The organism is Neobacillus kokaensis, from assembly GCF_014656545.1.
Lineage (GTDB): Bacteria > Bacillota > Bacilli > Bacillales > Cytobacillaceae > Neobacillus > Neobacillus kokaensis.
The window spans coordinates 44,806-54,150 of the sequence record NZ_BNDS01000031.1 but is presented as its reverse complement, the minus strand read 5'-3'; the positions used below and the strand labels follow the sequence as shown (position 1 = coordinate 54,150).

At 35.3% G+C, this 9,345-nt stretch carries 10 protein-coding genes; 4 read left to right on the top strand and 6 right to left on the bottom strand.

From position 1 onward, the window contains the following. Nucleotides 1–73: 73 nt before the first annotated feature. Together IE222_RS22690 and IE222_RS22685 are read right to left on the bottom strand one after the other, a co-directional pair. Complete coding sequence (locus tag IE222_RS22690) at nt 74–1,003, bottom strand: ROK family protein (RefSeq protein ID WP_191276662.1); 930 nt, start codon at nt 1,001–1,003, stop codon at nt 74–76. Continuing rightward, entirely contained in the window at nt 1,000–2,784 is a 1,785-nt protein-coding gene (locus tag IE222_RS22685) for a class I mannose-6-phosphate isomerase (protein ID WP_191276661.1), read from the bottom strand. The genes IE222_RS22690 and IE222_RS22685 overlap by 4 nt, the downstream gene beginning before the upstream one ends. A gap of 433 nt (nt 2,785–3,217) precedes the next feature. On the opposite strand from IE222_RS22685, the gene IE222_RS26770 reads away from it, so the two are divergent. The 4 genes from IE222_RS26770 (at nt 3,218) to IE222_RS22670 (ending at nt 5,588) form a co-directional block, all read left to right on the top strand. Next, nucleotides 3,218–3,346, top strand: a complete 129-nt coding sequence (locus IE222_RS26770) for a hypothetical protein (protein ID WP_275671496.1) — start codon at nt 3,218–3,220, stop codon at nt 3,344–3,346. Nucleotides 3,347–3,472: 126 nt separating this feature from the next. Then, nucleotides 3,473–3,820, top strand: a complete 348-nt coding sequence (locus tag IE222_RS22680) for a hypothetical protein (RefSeq protein ID WP_191276660.1) — start codon at nt 3,473–3,475, stop codon at nt 3,818–3,820. 293 nt (nt 3,821–4,113) lie between these two features. After that, nucleotides 4,114–4,293, top strand: coding sequence for an aspartyl-phosphate phosphatase Spo0E family protein (locus IE222_RS22675; protein WP_191276659.1), 180 nt, complete (start codon nt 4,114–4,116; stop codon nt 4,291–4,293). 710 nt (nt 4,294–5,003) lie between these two features. Beyond that, a complete protein-coding gene (locus IE222_RS22670; protein ID WP_223282857.1) occupies nt 5,004–5,588 on the top strand; it encodes an HD-GYP domain-containing protein in 585 nt (194 codons plus the stop codon). A 552-nt stretch (nt 5,589–6,140) separates the two neighbouring features. Here the strand turns inward: IE222_RS22670 and IE222_RS22665 are convergent. From IE222_RS22665 to IE222_RS22650, 4 genes are all read right to left on the bottom strand, one after another. Continuing rightward, on the bottom strand, nt 6,141–6,782 hold the full coding sequence (locus tag IE222_RS22665; RefSeq protein ID WP_191276658.1) for a DUF421 domain-containing protein: 642 nt from the start codon (nt 6,780–6,782) through the stop codon (nt 6,141–6,143). Between the two features lie 211 nt (nt 6,783–6,993). Next, nucleotides 6,994–7,287 carry an Ada metal-binding domain-containing protein gene (locus tag IE222_RS22660; protein ID WP_191276657.1) on the bottom strand — a complete coding sequence of 98 codons (294 nt, stop codon included), beginning with the start codon at nt 7,285–7,287 and terminating at the stop codon, nt 6,994–6,996. A gap of 76 nt (nt 7,288–7,363) precedes the next feature. Further along, on the bottom strand, nt 7,364–8,269 hold the full coding sequence (locus tag IE222_RS22655) for a hypothetical protein (protein WP_191276656.1): 906 nt from the start codon (nt 8,267–8,269) through the stop codon (nt 7,364–7,366). 115 nt (nt 8,270–8,384) lie between these two features. After that, complete coding sequence (locus IE222_RS22650; protein ID WP_191276655.1) at nt 8,385–9,032, bottom strand: hypothetical protein; 648 nt, start codon at nt 9,030–9,032, stop codon at nt 8,385–8,387. Between the last annotated feature and the right edge of the window lie 313 nt (nt 9,033–9,345).

The window sequence follows — 9,345 nt, the reverse complement described above, 5'->3', positions numbered from 1 at the left end:
CACTTCATATGCTTTTCCACAAGGTTTCGTGTTCATTATTTAATTCCACAAGATACAATTTCAGTTTTGCGACCTAATCAGCAAACATCTTCGCAATTCCAGCATATGTGTAATATAGTGCGTGATCAAGTGGTGTTACCTTCGTATTCGTGTGAGCTATTTGGTGTTCTAGGCTTTTTCCAAATAATTCATAGCTTTTAGCAATTTGTCCGCCAATGATCATTCGGTCTGTCTTGAATTTTTCAATAAAAGGCAGGAGCATCTCTCCAAGATTGCAGCCAAATTCATGAAAGATTTCTTTTGCCTTTTCATTTCCTTCTTTTGCGAGACCTGCTATTTCTTTTACATCCAAATTCTCGTGTATGAGGTTCTGATCGGCAGCTAATTGTAAAATTCCTCGTCGTGAAAATTGGTCATCCACGGTTTTCCCTTTAAAAATATGATTGTAAAGGTAGCCTTCTTCAGGTACTCGTTTATCATTTTTTATGATTGTTCCCCTTTCAATAAACACTGAGCCAAGTCCTGTACCAATGGTTAAGGAAATGATTCGTTCATTTGAATAAAGGGTGCTAACACCTAATCCGAAAAGGCGAGCGTCATTTTCAAATCGCATCCTAACCTTTTTCGCTCCTTGAAAGAGATTTGATTGTTTAAGTCGTTTTGTTAGTTCTTCCCGAAATGAAATCCCGTATATCCCTTCGAATTTGTTAAGTCCTTTAATATAGCTAATTCCCTGTTCATAATCAAAGGGACCCGGAAAGGCAAAGCCAATCCCGACCGTTTTATTTGTGTACACATCTTTCGTTTTTTGTTTGTATACTTGATAGCTTTGTGAAAGGGTGGTCAGGATGCTAACAAAATGATTAAGAATTGTTTCTGCATCTTCATGTGAGTGTGAGTCAAATTGTGAAATTGTTTCCTCAATGATGGAGTCATTCTCCAAAACGGAAGCTTTTATAAATGTCCCACCCACATCTAAAGCAAAAATTGGATCGGTATTCAAATACATTTCACATCCCAATTTGGAGAAACCCCCGCTTTGATTACCTTACAAGGACTATTTCCAACGTTTACAATCTTGTACGATCCAAAGACAGCTGGAAGTATGTATGATTCCGCATAACCAAGTTCAACAAATACAGATTCATCTTCTGTTGATACAATGCGAACTTTTTCACCTTCCACAAGGTTGTACATAACAAACTCATTGTTTGTATGATCATTCCATTCATTTTGTAAATGAACACGTCTAATATAGAATAATAAGTCATCCCGTTCGCCTAGTAGATATTCTTTATTGTCACCTTGAGAGTTGATTAGTGTTGGTTGGGCAATCAAATTTTCTTTTACCCAGCCCGTTGTTTTATAGAAATCAATGTTTTTAAAACCGTGATCAATATTTAACGGCCTTGGTTTGCCGTCTAAATCTTTACGTAAATAGTCATAGATTTTAAATGTAAACCACCATGTCGTGGAAGAAATCTCTAATACGAGATTATCCTTTCCTGAACAATGAACGGTACCAGTAGGGATTAAGAATAAATCCCCTTTTTCTGAATCAAATTCATTTACATATTTCGAAAATTCAAAAGGTACCCCTGATTCTTGAGCGGTTGTGACAGCATTCACAAACTCTTCTCTTTTTGTCCCTTCCGTTAAGCCGAGATATACCTTTGCATCCTCTTTTTTCTCCATGATGTAATATGATTCTTGTTGCGTCATTTTTTCATTAAAATGCTTTGTGATATATTCCTGATGCGGATGAACTTGGCAAGATAGGTTTGAACCATCCATTGTATCTAGATAATCAAATCTAACTGGGAAGTAGTCACCAAATAAGTTTACATTCCGTTCTCCCATAATAGCTAGATGCTCAAGAGCCATCACAACAAGAAATGGTACTTCTATTACGTGATCTTCATAGCCAATTAAAATAGAGTTTTCTGGTGCAATTGGCTCGAATGACCAGGCACAATTCACCCAATCCTGTGGTAGATCCGCTAATTCCTTCAATCGTTGGCCGCCCCAGACACCTGGTGCAAAGAATGGTTTTACACGTAATGGTCGACGTGCGACATCAGAAATGATGGCCATTAATCCTTCCCCAGAAATACTTACAGGCTTTTTCGGCTGGTTCATGTCGACATACACATCGATTTTATGTAAAATCTTTTTACGATAGTTTTCAAGAATTGGCCATTCTACGAAAAAGGCAATTTTGTATTTTTCGACGTTATCCTTGTTCCAATCCATTCCAAAGTTTAAGAGACCCTTTTTATATTCAACTTGCTGATATTCACGTGATACGTCAAGGAAATATAATTGGTCTGCCTTTTCACTTGTTAACCAGTAAGCACCAGGCCCAAACACTAGGCATACTTTTTTACCCTTTTTAACTGCTTTATTTTGTATATTTGCAGCAAAAATAGTTTGTGCACCTGTGATGAATAAATCATTGATTACAGCCTCTGTTACATACCCAAATGCACGGTTATCTGTAATGTTCTCAGCAAATTGTTCACGAAGCAGTGACCCAGACTTTAGATAACTAGTGGTACTCTGCACATCTATTGAGTACTCATGTTTTTCCAACACTGCCATTATTTTTTGAATAACATTCTGAAACTCAGATCCATGTGTACCATCAATAGCAATGACAGGAACGTTTGCAGTCGATTGTTCGGCTATATGGACTACTTGATTAATAATCGATTCATAACCTTCAGTCAGTACATGGTCATTCAGTCTTGTTCTAACCGAATTGACAGGATATTTATTAAACATAATGTAATACACTCCTCAAATAGCTGATTAGCCTAAGTATAATCTCTCTAATTGGGCATGTATTTACATAATTGAGTCATGCTTTTGCAAAAAAAGGACATAGTTTAAAAAACGGTGTGTTGCATAAGTGAGCACCTGCCCCCCCTGCTCTACAACAACTAATCCAAAAAGAAGTGCTAATCACATTAGGATTAACGCATTCTCCATCCTTCCTATTAGATTACTAGTCTCTTTTTTTTGTACCCCATCTGGAAAAAAAGTCAAAACGTTAACTACTGATTTTTATTAGAAGTAATCAATATTTTAAAATAACAAAAATAGGCTGCCTATTTTCTATGGATATAGTTATAAGTGTAAGCTTGTCCAGCATTTTTACATATGATGTTCTTGTAAGAGTCTCTTACAGACTTCTAAATAGAAAGGAGGAACAAATATGCCGTTCAACTTAGCTACTTTTCTTGTTGTTGTTGTTTTATTAGTTGCATTGCTTTTAGCAAGTTTACTTGGCGTTAACCAAGCTCCGATTTTGGCTGCAATTTGCGCAACTTTAGGTTGTCCTTAATGCTTTAGTGGACAAGCATTGTCGATCTAGGAGCTCCTTATAGATATAAAACCTAGAAGATTTTTTAAATAATCTTCTAGGTTTTTTTTAACGAAAATTAAAAAATAATATAAAGGTGGTTTTATTATGACCGATCAAACCAAAGGAAAAAATAACAATGAAAAAATAGGATCCTCAAACCAGCGAGAGGCCATCCTGAATCTCGCAAACAATCTTGTAAAAAATGAAAATGTCATTGATATGAACTCTATTATGAGAATGGCAACCAATCTTCTACAAAATGATTCATTAATGAATTCCGTAAAAGACATTGGTCAATATCAGCAAAATTCGCCTATTAATGAACCTGGAATTCAAGAGAAACAAGAGAAAACGGAGTTGACGTTTATTCACGAACAATTAAAAGAAATAAACCAGGTGCTTTCGGAGATTAAAATGGAAATAGCGAACCAGAAGAAAAATAAAAGGTTATAAAAATTTCTTGTAAGGACCTTAGAACACTTTAGTTGAACGTGTTTAGCACCTGTAACTAGAAGCAGCGAAGCCCCTGCACTACTTTTGAAACTGCCAAGCTTCGCTGCATTTTTTTATTAATAAAAAATTTTGCCCGGATTTAGATAAGCGGCTATTTCACCTTTATGCTAAAGATACAGCTATATCCTCCTGTACCTTCATTTTCACCGATTACAATCTATGTGATTTAATGCATAGAAACCCCATATTAACAAATACTGAATAATGAATTTATCCTAAAGTTGGTGCTAAACATGAATGTAAAAATCGATAAAGAAAGGGAACTTTGGAATAAAATCGTTCTGCTTCGTGAAGAAATGGTTCGAACTGCTTCCGATAAGAATTTAGATTTTCTTGATCAGGAGGTTTTAGCCTTAAGTCAAGCTTTAAACAAACTTTTAAACGAATATGAAAAATTATTACACGAAAAATAGAGCTTAAACACGAAACCTTTTCTTTCGTAATGATTACAATCCTTCCAATTTACCCCACTTTAAGCCCGGTCCTTTTTACATTTATTTAGAAAAAAGTAATATCAATCCTTATTGAGTCCGTACCTATCCTAGTAACCATTCAAATAAAACGTAAACTGCCCAAACTATGGGCTGTTTTTCTTACATACCTGCATATATTTACAAATATCGACAATATTATGTTATTATCCAGTAGAAAAAACACACATTCAAACTGTAAGTCGCATATAGGTTACGGATATATTTTATGTTGGAAATTAATCAAATTGGAGATTGCGTTTTGTCATAAATGAAAACATTTGGATTTGCCTACAAAAAACTACTTAACGGGAGGAAACTATTTGATAAGGATCTCTAAATTACTTTTTAATCATCCTAGCTATTTTCGATATGGTTTTTTTATTATCATGATAGTCAGTTCTATTTTACATTACACCATCCTTAAAGATAACGGAGTTTATTTATTCTATTCTCTTGCTGCCATTTTTGGGGGCATTGGTTTTTATCATAAATCTATTTGGTTTTTATTGTTTCTCAACCTTGTTCTCGTTTCCTGCAGGTATTTTCAGATCCCTGAACAGTCTCAGACCTTTCTGGTTTTTATGATTCATTTTTGTAACTATTTTTTGTCGTTTTTCATTTCCGCCTCCCTTATGAAAAGTTTTATTAGGGTGGAAAAGCAAAATTTAGAGTTAACTGAGGCTTTATCAAATGCACTTGACTACAGGGATACCTATACCCAACATCATTCTGAAAATGTGGCTAAGTATGCGATTGAAATTGCAAAAAAGATGAAATTACCCAAAAATGTGTGTGAGGATATTTACTTAGGAGGATTATTACATGACATTGGAAAGATTGGGATTCCCGAAGACATTTTAAAGAAACCAGGTAAATTAACAAAAAGAGAATTAGAAGTAATCAAAACACATCCTACTATTGGATACGAAATGATTAAACACGTCTCCAGCTTTAATCGAAATGGAGTCCTAGATATTGTTTTATATCATCATGAAAGATACGATGGGAAAGGATATCCTAAAGGATTGAAAGGGGATAATATTCCTTTAGTCGCCCGAATAGTAGGAATTGCGGATACATTTGATGCCATGACTTCTAATCGTATTTATAAATCCCAAGTAAATGTAGAATATGCTTTAAATGAAATACGCAGCAATAAAGGTAAACAGTTTGACCCGGAATTAGTTGATATTTTTTTGTCTTTATTTGAAAAAGTGGAACCGGATCAAAAATGAAATTTCGATTTACCTCTATAAAGTTCCATGAATAGGGATGAAATTTATTACATCGTAAGCCTATCATTATTTTTATTCTACTTGGAGCACGATAGCTAAAGTAACGTGTTGCAATATATTGTTGCTTTTTTTCCTATTCATGCGGGCCTTTAAAAACACTATTATTAAGGTCTTTAAATAATTAAACTAAAAAAGAGTGTCTTCCCCTCCCAGTTTGCTGCTATCTCCGGGATAGTAGGAAATTTACAAAATCCAATCAGAAGTAAATAAAAAAGAAAGGCCTCCTTGAACAAAATCATCATTGAAAAGAATTTGCATGTTCTTTGATTAAATGGAGAGCCTTTCATTTGTATAAAAAATGACTAAACCTCTGAACATAACAAGGAACGATCCCTATTTTTAAAGATGGTGCCTTGTTATTAATCCTAATCTCATTTCCCTTCAACTACTAATTTGCAACGTTTCATCCCATTTTCATTCCACTTCTAGCAGACAAATGAACGCAAAACGAATTCCACCAAGAAGGAGTCCTTTCTGCAGTCATTTTTTTATTTATTGTAGATGTTTCGGCGGCGGGGATTTGTGTTCTTGATTCTGTACTTCAGCAAAAAGATCCTCTTTGGATTCGTACTTGTATTGGCTGTTCACCCTTGATAATATTTCATCAATATGTGCAAGCTGAGTATTACTGGGCAACAAAGTCACAATGGTTTGTTTGAATTCTTCGAAATCCTGTTTTGTTACTGGCTGGGCTTCCTCCTTTAATTCAAACCCGATCTGGCCATTTGATTCAAGGGTGGCCCATTTAACATCACTTATTTTTGAGACGCTTTTTTGTCTTAGCTGCATTTCAAGTTGGTCAACCGTTAACCGAAGCTTTTTCAGATTATGCTCATTCAATTTTCCGTTTTCAATCACGATTTTTGCTTTGCCAGTAAGCATTTTTTCCATCCGATCTGATTTCAATTGAACGATTTCCATTACTAACAGAGTTGCCACCAACACCAGTCCCACTATAAAGCTTGTCCATACACTCTTCCCGGCAATAGGCTGAATCAGCAAGGTTCCGATAGAAATCATTATGACGGTCTCGGCCAAGGTCATCTGCGAAATGGTCTTCCGGCCAGCAATTCGTAACAGCAGCGTTCCTCCTAATACAATTAATACCGCTTTCCACAAATAGCTCCAATCCATTGTAAAACCACCATTCATTTGAAAATGTTATTCTTATCTTTTCCTTTAATGGTGGAAATACACCTAAATATAGTAGAGCCAAGCAGGTGGATCCTCATTAAGCAGTAGATTCTTCAGGCAAAATTAGCCCTCATTTTTTACCTTTGATTAAATTGCCAGCCACCTTCCTTATTTCTGTTTAGTTAATGCCTGGCACTTTTTAAGTTACATTTTATTGACCGGCCTGCAATGTTTTCCAGATTCGATATTTCTCAGGCAGGCACGCAGCGCAGGGTCTGAACACAGCTTCTATTGCAGTTTGTTCATCCGCAAAAAATACCCGTTCTTTAACATATCCACCCTTCGCGATGCCACGTAGTGCAGCAGGGCAATCCATTCGACCGTATACTTTTGTTTTTTTATGACCGCCATATGTACCTGGAGTTTCACTTTTATAAAATTTCTTGTCAGCTCCTAAAAGTGTATAAGATTTACGAAGGTTCCCATTTTCTGACCTCTCACTCATTCCGTCACCCCCATAAATAACTGTTTTCAATAGTTCAAATTACCGCAATTACGCCTATAACTAGCAATCTATCATTTTATTCCCCATCAAAATTCACATCAAACAGATAATCAGATGGTTTGGCACCTTCGAAGCTTTCTTGGATGATATTCCCTCGTTTATCTCTTTCTTCTCCTGATTTTTGCATAGCAAAAGTCGAGATATAATAACCTTCTACCGGTAATTGCTCATCACTTAATGTTTGTATTTCCGCATTTAATACAGTAAAATGAGTTCGATTTTCCATTCCATAATTGACCCGTTCCCCTGTACTTTTTATACCATAGGAAGAAAAATCCCCCTTAGAATGCGTAATACCTTTAATATCAAGTACATTAAGAATTTCAAAAAAATGACCAGCTTCGATTAATCGATTGTATTGGAGCCATGTATCAAGCTGACTAAACGTAACTCGATACCTGCTCTTATCACTTTCATATCGAATTTGGTAGTGATTATAACTTTTATCATTTTGCCCAAGCAGCTGCCATTCTAAATCTGTAATTTTACCATCCCTATCATAATCTACCTCAAAATCCTCTAGTCTTAAATCGTTGTTCTCTAGCTTCAATTCTTGCCAAACCAGTTCATATTCATCTAAAAAGTTCATTGTATAAATGGAACCAAATTTATGTTCGATGAATATCGGGCGACTTTCCCATACATTCACGGCATATGGTAATATCCAATTGACCATCATAAATGCAAGAACACCATAGACTGCAGCTTTTCGTTTTACATCGACATTTAACTTGGGGCGAAAAAATAATAGAAACACTAAAAACCCTAGTGGCAGTGAAATTTGATTAAAATGAAAGGCAAATGAACCTAATATAAAGAATCCCATTATTTTTAATAGAAAATAAGATTCAAAATCGTCCTTTTTCCTGATTAAGAACAAGAGACTAATAATTAATATTATTGTGTAAATAATCGACGCCATTTTTTCTCCTATCTGATTAGAAAACGCCTTATTTTGAAAATCATTCAATAAGGTTTAAAATTTTTATCATTTTGTTAGTATTTCCTGTGATTACCTAACCTCTTTGGGTTTTTGATTATGAAAATGCCAATGCTTTTCGATTTTCGTCTTGTCTATGCGTGTATTCTTCCTCGAAGCACATAAACCAATACCCAAAGTCATCTACTTTACTGATCGCATTTCTAGATCTCATGACACCTTTTGGGCTAAATTGGTAAGCACTTATTCGGTCTAATTCATGTTCTGTATCATAATATCGATAAACCATTAAAACAGTCGATTTTTGAACTTCATTTTTCTTAAGCACTAAATTGTTTAGAAATTCAATTCTATTACTAGTTTCTACGTTTTGGATTCCTATTACATTATGTGGAATGAAGCCCTCTTCTGTTTCAGAGAAGAGCTTATCAATCGTATCTTCATCTTTATTCCATTGATTTTCCCGTTCCAAATGAAGGGCAAGATGCAAATAGTTCTCTTTGTTTTTTCGTTCATCCCACTTCCACCAAGCGAGATCCATTGGTCTCGAACGACCTTTTACTTTATCAAATTTTGCATCCTCCACAAAGGCATCAAAGCCAAGCATTTCACCTAAATTTGCGAAATAATCAATCTCTCTTTGCGTAAACATGGAACGATTATGTATCCCGGTCAGGTTTAATCTTCTATAGTTCCTAACATAGCCTTCAAAAAATTGAAGCAGGTCAAAATATTGTTTTTTCACGACGACGGCTCTCCTCATATAATTAGTTACAGAACACTTTTGCAAAAATTCGGTAATTTATTTTACCATGTTTCACCATATATTTCCTTTATTAAATAATATCCGGATATTTTCCCCTATTCTATTAAAGTAATAATGCCAGGCACCTTCCAGATTTCCAAGGTAGTGTCTGGCACTCCTTTTTTCGCAAAATCAAACTCTCTTTTTTACCGTTCACCATGCTTTCTGGTGCTCCGCGGGCAAAATCAAGCTCTCTTTTTTACCGTTCACCATGCTTTCTGGTGCTCCGCGGGCAAAATCAAACTCTCTTTTT